Source organism: Acinetobacter sp. 24-47-67, from assembly GCF_056779735.1.
On sequence record NZ_JBWYIK010000001.1, the window covers coordinates 171,905 to 186,262 of the forward strand.

General features: G+C 37.6%; 14 protein-coding genes. 7 read left to right on the plus strand and 7 right to left on the minus strand.

Annotation, left to right across the window (positions count from 1 at the left end; translation table 11 throughout):
• Window positions 1-24 precede the first annotated feature (24 nt).
• The 6 genes from clpA to rpiA form a co-directional block, all read right to left on the minus strand.
• Window positions 25-2,301, minus strand: a complete 2,277-nt coding sequence (gene clpA / locus AC1M9K_RS00910) for an ATP-dependent Clp protease ATP-binding subunit ClpA (RefSeq protein WP_481588198.1) — start codon at window positions 2,299-2,301, stop codon at window positions 25-27.
• Window positions 2,302-2,310: 9 nt separating this feature from the next.
• Window positions 2,311-2,724: an ATP-dependent Clp protease adapter ClpS gene (gene clpS, locus AC1M9K_RS00915; RefSeq protein WP_035263688.1), complete on the minus strand. Its 414-nt coding sequence runs from the start codon at window positions 2,722-2,724 to the stop codon at window positions 2,311-2,313.
• Between the two features lie 16 nt (window positions 2,725-2,740).
• Window positions 2,741-3,490: a DUF6776 family protein gene (locus AC1M9K_RS00920; RefSeq protein ID WP_035263690.1), complete on the minus strand. Its 750-nt coding sequence runs from the start codon at window positions 3,488-3,490 to the stop codon at window positions 2,741-2,743.
• 76 nt (window positions 3,491-3,566) lie between these two features.
• Window positions 3,567-4,616 (minus strand): N-acetyl-gamma-glutamyl-phosphate reductase, encoded by a 1,050-nt coding sequence (gene argC, locus AC1M9K_RS00925; protein ID WP_481588199.1) that lies wholly within the window; start codon window positions 4,614-4,616, stop codon window positions 3,567-3,569.
• A 646-nt stretch (window positions 4,617-5,262) separates the two neighbouring features.
• Window positions 5,263-5,946 (minus strand): M48 family metallopeptidase, encoded by a 684-nt coding sequence (locus AC1M9K_RS00930; RefSeq protein WP_481588200.1) that lies wholly within the window; start codon window positions 5,944-5,946, stop codon window positions 5,263-5,265.
• Window positions 5,947-6,058: 112 nt separating this feature from the next.
• On the minus strand, window positions 6,059-6,730 hold the full coding sequence (gene rpiA / locus AC1M9K_RS00935; RefSeq protein WP_481588201.1) for a ribose-5-phosphate isomerase RpiA: 672 nt from the start codon (window positions 6,728-6,730) through the stop codon (window positions 6,059-6,061).
• A gap of 104 nt (window positions 6,731-6,834) precedes the next feature.
• Here rpiA and ilvA point away from each other — a divergent pair, with 104 nt between their 5' ends.
• The 4 genes from ilvA to AC1M9K_RS00955 all read left to right on the plus strand — a co-directional run bounded on the left by ilvA (window position 6,835) and on the right by AC1M9K_RS00955 (window position 10,948).
• A complete protein-coding gene (gene ilvA, locus AC1M9K_RS00940; RefSeq protein ID WP_481588202.1) occupies window positions 6,835-8,373 on the plus strand; it encodes a threonine ammonia-lyase, biosynthetic in 1,539 nt (512 codons plus the stop codon).
• 114 nt (window positions 8,374-8,487) lie between these two features.
• On the plus strand, window positions 8,488-8,835 hold the full coding sequence (locus tag AC1M9K_RS00945) for a hypothetical protein (protein WP_481587510.1): 348 nt from the start codon (window positions 8,488-8,490) through the stop codon (window positions 8,833-8,835).
• Between the two features lie 107 nt (window positions 8,836-8,942).
• Entirely contained in the window at window positions 8,943-9,599 is a 657-nt protein-coding gene (locus tag AC1M9K_RS00950) for a potassium channel family protein (protein WP_035263698.1), read from the plus strand.
• Window positions 9,599-10,948, plus strand: coding sequence for a TrkH family potassium uptake protein (locus AC1M9K_RS00955; RefSeq protein ID WP_481588561.1), 1,350 nt, complete (start codon window positions 9,599-9,601; stop codon window positions 10,946-10,948). The genes AC1M9K_RS00950 and AC1M9K_RS00955 overlap by 1 nt, the downstream gene beginning before the upstream one ends.
• Before the next feature lie 241 nt (window positions 10,949-11,189).
• Here AC1M9K_RS00955 and AC1M9K_RS00960 read toward each other — a convergent pair whose 3' ends face one another.
• On the minus strand, window positions 11,190-11,513 hold the full coding sequence (locus tag AC1M9K_RS00960) for a hypothetical protein (protein WP_481588203.1): 324 nt from the start codon (window positions 11,511-11,513) through the stop codon (window positions 11,190-11,192).
• A 186-nt stretch (window positions 11,514-11,699) separates the two neighbouring features.
• On the opposite strand from AC1M9K_RS00960, the gene AC1M9K_RS00965 reads away from it, so the two are divergent.
• The 3 genes from AC1M9K_RS00965 to AC1M9K_RS00975 all read left to right on the plus strand — a co-directional run bounded on the left by AC1M9K_RS00965 (window position 11,700) and on the right by AC1M9K_RS00975 (window position 14,246).
• Window positions 11,700-12,599, plus strand: coding sequence for a LysR substrate-binding domain-containing protein (locus AC1M9K_RS00965; protein ID WP_481588204.1), 900 nt, complete (start codon window positions 11,700-11,702; stop codon window positions 12,597-12,599).
• An 85-nt stretch (window positions 12,600-12,684) separates the two neighbouring features.
• Complete coding sequence (gene trmA, locus AC1M9K_RS00970; protein WP_481588205.1) at window positions 12,685-13,770, plus strand: tRNA (uridine(54)-C5)-methyltransferase TrmA; 1,086 nt, start codon at window positions 12,685-12,687, stop codon at window positions 13,768-13,770.
• A gap of 242 nt (window positions 13,771-14,012) precedes the next feature.
• A complete protein-coding gene (locus tag AC1M9K_RS00975) occupies window positions 14,013-14,246 on the plus strand; it encodes a hypothetical protein (protein ID WP_035263705.1) in 234 nt (77 codons plus the stop codon).
• The last annotated feature ends 112 nt before the right edge of the window (window positions 14,247-14,358 follow it).

Here is a 14,358-nt window from a genome sequence, read left to right on the forward strand (position 1 = left end):
GGCTTTAATACAATTAATAACACACTATGCTGGTTCAGCTGCAGAATCTTCAAATACTTCCAACTTTAATCCAACAGCTTTGCCATCTTCTTTTTTAACTGTTACTGCTACATTACCGCCGTTTTCAGCCAGCTCACCAAATAAAATCATTTCAGCAAGCGGCTTTTTCAAATGCTCTTGAATCAAACGCTGCATTGGACGAGCACCCATCAGACGATCATAACCATTTTCACTTAACCAATCTCGTGCAGACTGATCCACCTCTAAAACAACTTTTTTGTCATCAAGTTGAGCTTGAAGTTCTGTAAGGAATTTATCTACCACAGAATCGATTACTGTCGTAGGTAGAGCTTTGAATTGAATAACCCCATCTAAGCGGTTTCTAAACTCTGGTGTAAATGCCTTCTTCATTGCTTCCTGATTATCACGACTATTATCTTGCTCTGTAAAACCAATACTTGTACGGGAAATACTTTCAGCGCCAATATTCGTTGTTAACACAATAATGACATTTCTGAAGTCTGACTTACGACCATTATTATCAGTTAATGAACCATGATCCATGACTTGCAGCAATAAATTAAACACATCAGGATGTGCCTTTTCAATCTCATCCAATAACAATACACAATGTGGATTTTTATGTATTGCGTCAGTCAGTAAGCCACCTTGATCAAAACCAACATAACCTGGAGGTGCACCAATTAAACGTGAAACCGCATGGCGTTCCATATATTCAGACATATCAAATCTGACTAGTTCAACACCGAGTAGTTTTGCAAGTTGTTTTGTTACCTCAGTTTTACCTACACCAGTAGGTCCTGCAAATACAAAACTACCAACTGGCTTATCTGGTGCTTTAAGCCCAGCTCGTGACAATTTAATTGCAGAGGATAATGCGGTAATCGCCTCATCTTGACCAAATACAACTCGTTTAAGATCACGCTCTAAGTGCTCAAGTACAGATTTATCATCTTTAGACACAGTTTTAGGTGGAATTCGTGCAATTTTCGAAACAATATCTTCAATATTTTCAACTGTAATCAAAGTGTTATCTTGATCAGCTCTCAAACGTCGTTGTGCCCCTGCTTCATCTATTACGTCAATCGCTTTATCTGGGAGGAAGCGATCATTGATAAATTTAGCCGATAACTCAACTGCAGAAACAAGAGCTGCATCATCATATTGAACTTTATGAAATTCTTCAAATTTAGACTTGAGTCCACGAAGAATATCAATTGTTTCATTAATTGATGGCTCATTAACATCAATTTTTTGGAAACGGCGTGATAATGCATGATCTTTTTCAAAAACTTGACGATATTCTTGAAACGTTGTTGAGCCAATGCAACGTAAAGTACCATTTGCCAATGCAGGTTTGATTAAATTCGATGCATCCATAGTGCTACCCATACTTGAGCCTGCACCAATGATCATATGAATTTCATCAATAAACAAAATTGCTTCGGGCTTCTTCTTTAGGGCATTTAACAATTGCTTTAATCGTTTCTCAAAGTCACCACGGTATTTTGTACCTGCAACAAGTGCACCGATATCTAAACTATAGATTTCCGCATTCAGCAGTGGCTTTGGTGCTTTATTGTTAACAATCAGCCAAGCCAAACCTTCTGCTATGGATGTTTTACCCACACCTGGATCACCCACCAAAAGCGGATTGTTTTTACGACGTCGACATAGAATTTGAGCTGCACGCTCAATTTCTTTTTCACGACCAATCAAAGGATCGGTTTTACCCTTTAAAGCTTCTGCATTGAGATTTAGGGTATAAAGTTCTAATGGACCTGCATTTGCTGAGGCTGAGTTTTCACCATCTAAGTCATCCGTTTCTTCTTCAGCTGGAACATCTTCCTTACGCGCACCGTGTGAAAGATATTGAGTTAAAGTAAGACGATTGATTTGGTGGCGTTTTAGCAAATAAACCGCAAATGAATCTCGTTCTGAGTACATTGCCACCAGTACATCTGCACCTTCAACCGTCCGATCTCCACCACTAGACTGAACATGGAAAATTGCACGTTGCAATATACGATCAAAGCTTTCTGTAGGATGAGGCGCTTGCTCAGCATTATCGCCTAATTTAGGCGTATGTTGCTCTACATACTCTTCAAGTTCTTTACGCAAACTGACAATTTCTGCACCGCAGGCTTTTAGTGCATTCACGGCAGAATCATTATCTAAAAGTGCGAGTAACAAATGTTCAACTGTAAGAAACTCATGTCTCTTTTGACGAGCCATGCTAACAGCCAAACGCAGTGATACTTCTAATTGACGACTGAGCATGTGATCCCCTTATTCTTGTGGCTCGATCTGGCAAAGCAATGGATGACTTTGAGAGCGCGCATAATTGTTGACTTGATTCGCCTTGGTTTCAGCAATGTCTCTAGGATAGACACCTGCGATACCTTTCCCTTGATAATGTACTGTTAGCATTACTTCGGTAGCTTGGTCAAGATTCAATGCAAAGTATTGTTGTAAAATTTCAATTACAAAATCCATTGGCGTGTAATCATCATTCAACAATACCACATTGTATAAGGGAGGTCGCTTAAATTGCGGTGGTGCTGTTGCTACAGCTAAATCGCCATCGGCTTCATCATTTTGTGCATCACTCAATCGTGGATTGAAGTGCCAATCCACCAATCCAGATTGTTGAAATGATAATTTAATGTCATTGAGACATTTGTGACGTTTATTACTTCGCATAGCACTCTATAATCTATTATTGAGAATTTGCCGCAGCTTGCGGTACTTCAGCTGCAAATGCAGCAGTTGATTCGATTGCTTCACCACGTTGCCAACTAAAGCGCTTGGTTTGAGCACTTGAGCCTTTTACACGGATTTCAATAAATTGGGGCGTAAAGCCTTTTGGCATCGTCCAACGACCAGTTAATCGCTGATAATGGTCGAAATTGAATGATTTTTCTGAAATTGGAACAACCAAGACTTCCGTACCTTGAATTAATCTGATTTCAATTTCACCAGATGCTTTACGTTTATTCGGACTGACTTGAACTAAATCAACCTGATATTCATATACATTTTCTGGAAGCGACTTAACAGCTAAATTTTGCACAGTTAAACTCAATCCACCACGTTGTCTCAGCACTTCTCGGAAAATCGCACTCTGACCTTCAATTTGAAGTTTTTCAGCGTTGGCTTGATTTAATGCAGCATACATATCGTTTGAGTTAGTTACAGCAACATCACGTTCTTGAACTGAGGTATTTAATTTCTTATTCAGCTCAGATAATTCTTTTTTTTGTTTTTCGACAACTTCAACCAATTGTTCCGCGTCAGCATCATAACCAACTACAGTTAGACCTTGACGATGACCAACCGTATAGCCCAGAAGTAAACTGCCTGCACATAAGATGATCCCACCCGCCATAAGGGGTTTATTCGATTGAAAAAAACCGATATTTTTTTCATCTTTATGCTGTGACGTATTATTTGATTCTGAGTTTTGCATCGTCATCTCTAATTTATAAAATCAAAACACACATTTAACTGCAAAGTTAAATGTGTGTGAAGTCAAAAAAGGTTTTTTATGGTAATAAACCAATCACGTTAAGGCCTGCATTTTCCGCAAATCCAAACATTAAATTCATGTTTTGAACAGCTTGTCCTGCTGCACCTTTCACCAAGTTATCTTGGGCAACTAAAATGACTAACTTTGTTGGTTGTGGTTTATACAACGCAATACGTAAATCATTTGATCCACGAACAGAACGAGTTTCTGGTGAACTTCCTGCCGGCATAACATCAACAAACTGCTCGTTTTGGTAGAACTGTTCGTAAATTGTTTGCAAATCGGCTTGCTGACCTGCTTCTGTTAAGTCGATATATATTGTAGATAACATGCCACGAATCATCGGCACCAAATGTGGAACAAAAAGGATATTGTCAAATATACCTTTCTGTCCTGATATATTTTCAAGCGCTTCAACAATTTCAGGATGATGGCGATGCCCTGCTACACTGTAGGCTTTGAAGTTATCAGCATTTTCAGTATAGATCATGCCTAAACTTGCTTTGCGTCCAGCTCCAGATACACCAGATTTTGCATCAATAATAATACTTTCAGGTTTTACCAATACTTCTGAAGATCTAAGTACAGGCGCCAAACCAATTTGAACTGTCGTTGGATAACAACCAGGATTACCAATCACTTGAGCTTTTTTAATTTTTTCACGATTGAGCTCAGAAAGCCCATACACTGAATTTTTAAGTAAATCTGGACAAGCATGCTCCATACCGTACCATTTTTCAAATTGCGCTAAATCCTGCAAACGAAAGTCAGCGGCTAAATCGATTACTTTTGTATTCGCTGCTACTAATTCTTCAGCGTGTTTCATTGCCACACCATGTGGTGTCGCAAAAAACACAACATCGCAAGACTTTAATAAATCTAAGCTTAAATCTGAAAACTCTAGATCGGTATGACCACGTAAACTTGGAAACATATCATCGACACGACGACCAGCCTCAGTACGAGAAGTCAGTGCTTTCACTTGAACATTTGGGTGTCGCAGCAAAAGACGCAAAAGTTCAACGCCTGTATATCCTGTACCACCAACAATACCAACTGAAATCACGATATCTACCTCTAAATGACTGTATTCGTTACAGGCAGTAGTATGACAGGAACTTGTGACTTTCTGAACCCTTTCATATGGGAATGCTGTTATTTTGTAAGTTTAATAATTTAGATGGCTCTGTTAAGCATCTAATAAAGTCTATCATGTGACTTCATTGATTTTCTTGCCAACTGAAATAGCATAAATATAGTGCAAATATAAACCCTGGGAGAGCAAGAAATACGATCGGATCCTGTTTCACAACAAAAGGAGTTACTCCCCATATCGAACATAACCCTCCACTCACGGAAAGCAATTTAGAAATCCTTTTTTGATTTATCCATACAGTTGCCATGATCAATAATTTCAACCACGCTATAGCCCCGCCAAAAAGCGATAAATAGTTCATCCAATGATAGTGAATAGGATTACTGGGGTTCAGTAGAATATACATGAGGATGCTATAAAGCATTAAAGCAGGTACAGACAAAATTAGAATCAAAAAACACACACCAATTCGTCTTATGAGCTTATTAGAGACAAACTAACCAAACAGAGCAATCATGATAGCCAAAATTTAGAATACCAGTCGCCAGATCAGACTAATTGACTAGCGCTAAACAATTGATTCTTTAATATCGACAAAGCAATCCCAGCATAATAATTAATTATGCATCCACCAATATGGCAACGGCGTTATTTTTAATTTTTTTCGGTTAAGTTTAAAATCTGGATCATACTTCGCCACTTCCGCCCAAAACTGAGCACTATGATCAAAATGCTTTGTATGTGCTAATTCATGCACACAAACATAGCGTGTTATTTCCAGAGGAAAAAGCACCAAAGCACTATTCAACATAATGTCATGACGTGCTGTACAACTTCCCCACCGCGTTTTTGGCTGACGAATCTTACAGCCATGATAAGCTAAACCACACTGATCAGATACTTGAGCCAGATATACAGGCAGATGCTGTTTAGCATAATCAATAACAAAGGCTTTTAAATATTGTTGAGGCTGACGATCACTCACACTCAGCTCATTCATCACTGAATCAAACTTATAGTTTAATTTCTGCTGAATATATTGAATTTTAATAGAATTTTCTAAATTAAATAACTGTAAAGATAAAGGTAAAACGCGATCAATCTGTTGAATTTTACTTTGTTGTGCCTGCCAAGTTTGAACGATCCAAGCTTCTGAATCTTGAACAAACTGTTGTATTTGTTTATGGGTACAAAACCATGGCGCAGTCACACGAATTGACGTTCCATCTATACGTAGACGTAGTCTTTTCGATCGAATACTTTTGGTGATTTCAATATCAGGAAGGTCGGATAAAGTCATTGTTATTCTTTAATTATTAAATCCCCATCTCCCCCTTTAAGAAAGGGGGAAGAAAAGCCCCTCTATTTAAAAAGAGGGAGTTTAGGGAGACTAGCTCGTCAAGGAGTTAAAATTAAATCGCTGTACGCTCTTCAATACCGTTGTTGGTCGCAACAATCGCAATGTCTGCTTTATTCAAAGCAAAGATACCGTTGCATACCACACCAGGGATATCATTCAATGTTTTTTCAAGCTCAAGTGCATTTAAGATATTTAAGTTATGCACGTCTAAAATCACGTTACCATTGTCGGTCACTACACCTTCACGGTACGCTGGGTCGCCACCTAAAGAGACAATTTTACGAGCAACAGCAGAACGTGCCATTGGAATCACTTCAACAGGAAGTGGAAAATCACGCCCCAACTGATCTACCCATTTAGAATCATCTACGATACAGACGAATTTTTTTGCAATCGATGCCACGATTTTTTCACGTGTCAATGCCGCACCACCACCTTTGATCATGTGCATATGACGATCAATCTCATCTGCACCATCTACATATGCATCAAGACCACCCACTGAGTTCATATCTACCACTTCAATACCTAGCGTCTTCAAACGCTGCGCAGTCGCTTCCGAACTTGCAACTGCAGCTTCTAATTGAAGTTCAGGAAGTAAATCAATCAAAAAGTTAACAGTACTGCCTGTGCCTACGCCTAAAATGCCCCCTTTCGGTAAGTGTTTTAAAGCTGCTTGTGCTGCTGCTTGTTTTTTCTCATCTTGGGTTGCATATAGACTCATGACTTCACTCAACTAATTTGGACTTTTGCAGTTATTTTAAACCGCTAAGCCTTATGGTTTGTTACAATAAGCGCCTATTTTAAACTGTTAGATGGAAAATTAACATGCTGTCTCGTTTGGTTCGACAAATTTTACAAGCAACGGTATACGACGTTGCTATCGAAACCCCACTCGAAGCGGCACCACGAATTAGTGAACGTCTTAACAATAATATTCGTTTTAAACGTGAAGACCTACAACCCGTATTCTCCTTCAAACTCCGCGGTGCCTATAACAGAATCAGCCAACTTCCTAAAGCTCACCTAGAACGAGGTGTCATTACCGCTTCTGCTGGTAACCATGCTCAAGGCGTAGCACTCTCAGGAAAAAAATTAGGAATTCGCGCGATTATTGTGATGCCCAAGACAACACCAGACATTAAAGTCCAAGCTGTAAAGCGTTTAGGTGGTGAAGTCGTACTTCATGGTGATTCTTTTGACATCGCAAATAAATACGCAATTCAACGTGCGCAAGAAGAAGGAATGACTTTTATTCCGCCTTATGACGATGAACTCGTTATGGCTGGTCAAGGTACAATTGCCAATGAAATTTTACGTCAATGGCGAGATGTGGATTATGTATTTGTTGCCGTTGGTGGTGGAGGTTTGATTGCAGGTGTTGCTGCTTACCTTGGTGATGTAGCACCGCATGTCAAAGTTATTCCTGTGGAATATGACGAGTCAGCTTGTTTAAAAGCTGCTTTAGAAGTAAATGAACGTGTGATTCTGCCTTCAGTTGGTTTATTCGCCGATGGTACAGCTGTGGCGCAAATCGGTGAAAAACCTTTCGAAGTGATTCGTCTGCAAAAATCTGACAATTCAGGTCCAATCGTAGAACCAGAAGTTGTTCTTGTGAATACTGATGAAATATGCGCAGCAATTAAAGACACCTATGATGAATGCCGTAGTATTGTTGAGCCGTCAGGTGCGATGGCACTTGCTGGTATTAAAAAATATGTGGCTGAGCACGGCTTAGAAGGTAAAAACATCGTTTCAATTGTATGCGGTGCAAATATGAACTTTGACCGTTTACGTTATATTGCAGAACGAACTGAATTAGGTGAACGTAAAGAAGCTATTTTTGCTGTCACGATTCCTGAACAAAAAGGTGCATTCCTCAATTTCTGTCGTGCCCTTCAAGGTCGAAATATTACTGAATTCAACTACCGTGCAAGTAGTGCGACTGCAGCGCAAGTATTTGTTGGAATTAGTTTAAAAAGCGGCGAAAAAGAACGTCAAGAAATATTCGAAACATTAAAGTTTCAGTATGATGTGGATGACTTATCTGACGATGAAGTTGCCAAATTACATATTCGCTACCTGATCGGTGGTCATGCTGATATTGAAAATGAACGTTTATTCCGCGTTGAATTTCCTGAACGTCCAGGTGCATTATTAACATTCTTGGAACGTCTTGGTCCAACGCATAACATTACCCTGTTCCATTATCGTAATCATGGTGCGGCTGAAGGTCGTGTATTGGTTGGACTCGAAGCTGAAGATGCACAACAAAACCCTGATGGTTTAGTTGAAACGTTAGAAAGTATCAATTATCCATACGAAGAAATTACCAATAATCTTGGTTATCAACGTTTCCTCAAATAAAATCAATACAGCCTGTCATTTTGACAGGCTTTTTTAATTCAATAATTGATATACAATTAAAATCGAAAGATAGAAAAAACGATCACTTTAAAATTTTAGATATTAAGATAAATCATGCAAATATGGTTCAGTTTTGTAGTAATTCCTTTTCTCATGTGGATCATCTTTTCCGCACTTCTGTTTATTTCGAAATATCTATATCCTGAAGTTACCACCTTAAGCAAATCCCTCGAAGTTTTTATTTTTTTAGGTTATGCAGCACTCCCCTATATCATGTTGGGATTAGCACCTATTTATCGTTATCGTATGACGTTGATATATATGATGGCAATTGTGCTCATGACAAGTTTCGTTCATGCTAACTTTATGATCGATCATATTCATTTAACTTATATTTACTTAGCGCTTTCATGGACATTGATTTCAATTACGATTTACTATTTTTATAGTGATCACAAATAATCCTCAATAAATGAATTGAATCAACTCAGATCAACAAGATAAACTCACTCTAAGCGAAATTAAAATCAAATCATTACTTTCTGATCTTTAAAATTTTAGGATATTCAATGGCGCTATTTGCAGTAATTGGCTTAGGCAGCTTTGGTGGTACAGTTGCATTAGAACTCACTCAATTAAAACATGATGTGATTGGAATCGATACTGAAAAAAAATACGTTGAAAATATCTCTGATAACATCAGTCATGCTGTCATCGCCGATGCCACAGATGAACATGTACTTCGAGAACTGAATGTACAGAATTGCGATGCCGTCGTTGTCGCAATTGGAGAAGATATTGAGGCCAGTATTCTATGTGTCCTCAACCTTAAAAATTTAGGCGTAGAAAAAATCCTAGTAAAAGCAAAATCGAAAGCCCATCATATGATTTTGACGCATCTCGGTATTGGTCAAATTATTCATCCAGAAGAAGACATGGGTATTCGCGTTGCACAATCATTAAGCTACCCAATGGTTAGACGCTATATGGCGTTGAATGATGACCGTTATATTGTCAAAGTGGAGGTGGGTGAAAAACTACAAGGTGTAGAATTTAAAGATATCATGGAGCACAGCGACGGCGTACAAACATTATTATTACAACGTGGCACACATGTAATTTATGACATCGCACCTGGTACATTGCTGCAAAAAAATGACATTTTAATTGTTGAAGGTCCTGTCAATCTTTTACGTAAACTCTCATCGAGATTTATTTCGAAATGATGAAATTTTATGATCAATTGATCAATAAAAAAACGCAAAGTATTAATTTGAGTCCACCAAGTTTGCTTGCTTTGGGCTTTCTCAGTTTTATTATCATTGGAACATTACTGCTAAAACTTCCCTTTGCACACGAAGGAAATGTCTCTTGGCTAGAAGCCTTATTTACCGCCACGTCTGCTGTGACAATTACGGGACTTTCTGTGGTCAATATTGGCGAGGCATATACGACTTTTGGTCAGTTCATCATTATGCTACTCATCCAATGTGGTGGCTTAGGATTCATGACCTTCGCAATTTTGGCTGCATTGAGCCTTTCCACTAAACTTGGTTTAAAGCAACAAGTGATGGCTCAAGAAACAATTGGTCAAACCAGTTTAGCAAGGGCCTCGTTCACTGTTAAAGCCGTCTTATTGTATTCTCTATTTTTCGAAGGGATTGGAACATTCATCCTGACATTTACATGGCTTCAATACTACGATTTTAGTGATGCTCTGTTTTATGCAGCCTTTTACAGTATCTCAGCATTTAATAATGGTGGTTTCTCTCTTTTTCCAAACAGCTTAATGAGCTTTTCAGGTCAATATGCTGTAACACTGACCATAAGTATGTTGTATATCATTGGTGGAATAGGTTTTGTGGTACTTATGGATATCAAACGCGCTCATAAGTGGAAAAAACTCTCAACAAACAGCAAACTCATTCTTTCTACTATCGCAGGACTCAATCTATTTGCCTTTATTATGATTTGGTGTTTAGAAGCAAATAATCCATTGACCCTCGCCCCAATGTCAATTGGAGACCAAGCATTAAATGCTTGGTTTCATGCCACAGTACCGCGATCCTCTGGATTTAATAGTATTGATATGGCCAGTATGAGTGATCCAGCAACCTTGGTGACTATGCTATTAATGTTTATTGGAGGCGGATCTTTAAGTACTGCTGGTGGTATTAAAGTAGGTACATTTATTATTGTAGTATTAAGTGTGATCACGTTTTTGAGACGAGCTGACGAAGTCACTGTTTTTAAACACTCGATTCCTGCAACTGTCACCTATAAAGCTCTTGCGGTCATTAGCATAACTGCTATGCTCATTTTCATTGGTTTCTTTACGCTGTTAATTTTAGAGCCTAATAAACGTTTTCTAGATTTACTATTTGAAGCTGTTTCCGCGGCTTGTACAGTCGGATTATCTAGAGGTATTACTTCAGAATTACAACCTGCAAGTTTATATATGCTCATGATACTGATGTTTGCGGGTCGTCTCGGTCCTTTGACATTGGCTTATTTAATTGCAACCCCTAAAAAAAGCAGGTTGAGTCATCCTAATGCTGAAATCCAAGTGGGTTAGATAGAATTCACTTGGATCTAAGGTGAAGTTGATCGATAAAACACGAACCAATCCAAAAATAGATCAGATGTTTATAGCCATAAGTGCGTTTTATGATAGCCATGATTTCTTTATGCAAAGCATTGAACTTATCATGAAAAAACACAACCTTAGAACTTTGCAATTAATATCAAAATACAATGAAATTAAAAGACTCAAAGTAACCCCAAGTCTTTTGACTATATGCTTATGATTAAAAAAATTATGATTGAAAACCAATATAACGATTGAGGTTTTCGACACCCAGTGCAACTTTATAAATTTTAAACTGAGCTAAATTAGAACGCGTAATCTCAGTAAATACATTCGAGTTTTCGTCATCTGCATGAATTTCATCTACTGTGCGAGGCATAGTTGCTTCAAATTCATCTGAAATAAATTCAAATCCCAAGTCCATAGCAATAAACAATGTATGCTCACAAGGTTGAATATATTGCTCTTCATTCCAGTCGATAACAGCATGTTGACAATGCGGGCACTGTACATTTTCTTGAGGATCTTGAAGTTCAATTGTTGTATAAGCCATGTCAACCTTAAGTATTACGCGCTATAAAACATAAGTTTAACCATTGCTTTTAGATTTTTAAATAGTCCTCTTTATTCATTACTAATTATAACAATCTTAGATTTTAGAGAAAACACAGCAACTCAATTGACTATTCAGAACAATAATGTATTTTTTAACAAAACGTTGCATATATGGAATGAGTCCATGCTTTCAGATTTAGATGATTTTTATTGCTTTGCCCTTGTTGTCGAACATGGCGGTTTTAGCGCTGCTGAACGAGCAACCGACATTCCGAAATCAAAATTGAGTCGACGTGTTTATAATTTAGAAGAAAATCTCGGTGTAAGGCTTATTCAACGTAGTTCACGTCATTTTGCTGTCACTGATATTGGGATGAACATTTATCGCCATGCGCAAGTAATGATGAATGCTGCCCAATCTGCTCATGATCTGGTAGATCATTTAAGTGAACAACCAAGAGGCTTAATTCGTATTAGTTTACCCGTATCAATTGCCCAGCATGAAATGACCAAAATACTGCCAAATTTCCTTAAGCAGTATCCTGAAATCAAAGTTCAATTGATGGTTACTAATCGACGTGTCGATATCATCAATGAAGGAATTGATTTAGCGCTTCGTGTTCGCTCAAGTTTGGATGATGACCCAAGTTTGGTCATTCGAAAATTTGAAAATATTGAACAACATCTTTTCGCCAGCCAGGCTTATCTCAATGAATTTGGATCTATCAAAAAACCTGAAGAACTCTCAAATCATCGAATATTAAGTATGGTTGATGAACATACTGATCAACAACTCGTACTACATGATTCAAACAACAAATCGATTAAAGTCAAAGTGAGTCCAGTCGTGATGGGCTCTGACTTACTTATGCTTGCACAACTTGCAAGTGACAATTGTGGGGTAGCATTACTCCCAGACAGTATTGTTGAAGATTATATTAAAGATGGGCGTCTTGTTAAGGTTCTGCCTAACTGGAATGCGCCACACGGTATTTTTCATGTGGTTTACCCTTCTCGCCGTGGTTTATTACCAGCTGTACGTGTGTTCATCGACTACTTAGTTGAGCACCTCACCAAAAGATAGTCACAACAGCACAAAGATTTAGAAGAATGTTGGCTTATTATTTGCTACCATTCACTCTGCTTTGTGCTAGTTTTTTTAGATTTTTATGACTTCTATTTATCAACAACAACTTGATGCAAAAATTGAACGTATCCGCAATCAATTTGCTGAATATCAACCACCTGAACTAGAAGTTTTTTCATCTCCTGAAAAACATTTCCGTATGCGAGCTGAGTTCCGTATTTGGCATACAGAAGATGATATGTTTTATGCCATGTTTGAACGCGCGGAAGATGGTATTCAAAAGAAAGTAGTACGTGTTGATGAGTTTCCAATCGCGGATAAATCTATTAATGATTTAATGCCAGTTCTCCTGTCTGAACTAAAATCAAATGCAGTGCTCTCTAAGCGTCTGTTTGAAGTACATTTTCTTTCAACGTTGAACGGTGAAATGCTGGTTTCATTGATTTATCGTTGTCCGCTTGATCAAGACTGGGAACAACTAGCAAAAAATTTATCTTCAAAACTCAATATTAAGATTATTGGTCGCAGCCGTGGTCAAAAAATTGTATTGACGGATGAATATGTAGTTGAAGAATTACAAGTATTTGACCGTAAATTCAAATATAAGCAAATTGAAAGTAGCTTCACGCAACCAAATGCGCAAGTTTGTCAAAAAATGCTGGAGTGGGCATGTAATGCAGCTCAAACCAGTGATAAAGATCTTTTAGAGCTTTATTGCGGTAATGGTAATTTTACCCTTCCATTATCGCTAAAGTTTAATCGCGTTCTAGCAACAGAACTGGCTAAATCATCAGTTTATGCAGCGCAATGGAATATTGAGCAAAATCAAATTAATAATATTCAAGTTGCTCGCCTTTCAGCTGAAGATTTTACCTTAGCATTCAATGCAGAACGTGAGTTTAGACGTTTACAAGAAGCCAATATTGATATTCAAAGTTATGACTTCGATACTGTATTTGTAGATCCACCTCGTGCAGGCATTGATGATGATACCTTGAAGCTGCTTCAACGCTTTAACCGTATTATTTATATTTCATGCAATCCAGATACTTTGCACGACAATTTAAAGATGTTATCGGAAACTCATAAAATCACTAAATTTGCGCTGTTCGATCAATTTCCTTATACCCACCATGTCGAGTCAGGCGTTCTTTTAGAGAAAATTTAAACAATTTATTTCTTACTAAATGGACAGTTCTTACACTGTCCATTTTTTATGCTTTTTGAATTTCACTTAAAAATCATATGAATAAAGAAAAATTTAATTTTTCAATGTCATAATTTCGTTAAACTTTAGGTTTATCATCGAAATATTTATTTTAAAATGTGCTTTAAATCACGATTACAAACTTGCATTAAATTTTAAATCGACTATATTTCGACCTATCTTTGGTTGCAAATGAAGGCTCTATGAGTTTTTGGCAAAAGCTGTTTTCATCAGATTCGCAGCAGAACGAGCATAAAAATCAAATTGCTTGTGTTGAAAATGATTGTTCATGTAAGACTAACGATCAGTTGATCGAGGCTTTACAAAAGGCATCAGATGAAGATGTAATCCGCGGAATCAAAAAAGTTCTTATTTCGCGTGGCTATTCAAAAAAAGATCTTACTGATTTATTGAGTAACAAAATCACCCTTCAGTAAAGAAAAAAAGCACTGCATAGACAGTGCTTTTTTTATGATAAATTTTCTGTTCAATTTAAAAATGTTCAATTAAGATAAGCTCATAGGATAATTAAAAATACATTTGGGGATT

What these genes read in the sequence shown, in the direction of transcription:
- clpA (WP_481588198.1), bottom strand. Translation starts at nt 2,301, where the DNA reads ATGCTCAGTCGTCAATTAGAAGTATCACTGCGTTTGGCTGTTAGCATG.
- clpS (WP_035263688.1), bottom strand. Translation starts at nt 2,724, where the DNA reads ATGCGAAGTAATAAACGTCACAAATGTCTCAATGACATTAAATTATCA.
- AC1M9K_RS00920 (WP_035263690.1), bottom strand. Translation starts at nt 3,490, where the DNA reads ATGCAAAACTCAGAATCAAATAATACGTCACAGCATAAAGATGAAAAA.
- AC1M9K_RS00930 (WP_481588200.1), bottom strand. Translation starts at nt 5,946, where the DNA reads ATGACTTTATCCGACCTTCCTGATATTGAAATCACCAAAAGTATTCGA.
- rpiA (WP_481588201.1), bottom strand. Translation starts at nt 6,730, where the DNA reads ATGAGTCTATATGCAACCCAAGATGAGAAAAAACAAGCAGCAGCACAA.
- ilvA (WP_481588202.1), top strand. Translation starts at nt 6,835, where the DNA reads ATGCTGTCTCGTTTGGTTCGACAAATTTTACAAGCAACGGTATACGAC.
- AC1M9K_RS00945 (WP_481587510.1), top strand. Translation starts at nt 8,488, where the DNA reads ATGCAAATATGGTTCAGTTTTGTAGTAATTCCTTTTCTCATGTGGATC.
- AC1M9K_RS00950 (WP_035263698.1), top strand. Translation starts at nt 8,943, where the DNA reads ATGGCGCTATTTGCAGTAATTGGCTTAGGCAGCTTTGGTGGTACAGTT.
- AC1M9K_RS00955 (WP_481588561.1), top strand. Translation starts at nt 9,599, where the DNA reads ATGAAATTTTATGATCAATTGATCAATAAAAAAACGCAAAGTATTAAT.
- AC1M9K_RS00960 (WP_481588203.1), bottom strand. Translation starts at nt 11,513, where the DNA reads ATGGCTTATACAACAATTGAACTTCAAGATCCTCAAGAAAATGTACAG.
- AC1M9K_RS00965 (WP_481588204.1), top strand. Translation starts at nt 11,700, where the DNA reads ATGCTTTCAGATTTAGATGATTTTTATTGCTTTGCCCTTGTTGTCGAA.
- trmA (WP_481588205.1), top strand. Translation starts at nt 12,685, where the DNA reads ATGACTTCTATTTATCAACAACAACTTGATGCAAAAATTGAACGTATC.
- AC1M9K_RS00975 (WP_035263705.1), top strand. Translation starts at nt 14,013, where the DNA reads ATGAGTTTTTGGCAAAAGCTGTTTTCATCAGATTCGCAGCAGAACGAG.